Source organism: Streptobacillus felis (assembly GCF_001559775.1).
In the GTDB taxonomy this organism is placed as follows: domain Bacteria; phylum Fusobacteriota; class Fusobacteriia; order Fusobacteriales; family Leptotrichiaceae; genus Streptobacillus; species Streptobacillus felis.
This window is the reverse complement of sequence record NZ_LOHX01000267.1, coordinates 1-277: the sequence shown is the minus strand read 5'-3', so window position 1 is coordinate 277 and position 277 is coordinate 1. Positions and strand designations below refer to the sequence as shown.

Here is a 277-nt window from a genome sequence, read left to right as displayed (position 1 = left end):
TAAACGGCTTCTGGAAGCATGCTTTTTTCATTTCTTAACATAATCTCTGGAGCATTTGACTCTAATGATTTAAGTAATCTAATAATTCGATTTATTACTCTTCTATATACATCATATAAATCATAAGTAGCTAATCTACCACCATCAAGTTGTACTAATGGTATTAAGTCTGCAGGTAGTACAGTTAATATAGTTATTATTAACCATTTAGGTTTAGTTTCTGAAGTAATGAGATCTCTGACTATTTTTAATCTTTTATCCATTTTCATTAATTTGT

At 27.8% G+C, this 277-nt stretch carries 1 protein-coding gene; it reads right to left on the bottom strand.

Features of this window, described 5'->3' with window-relative positions:
- Positions 1-277: hypothetical protein (locus tag AYC60_RS04695; RefSeq protein WP_156447672.1), on the bottom strand; the 277-nt coding region annotated here is incomplete at both ends.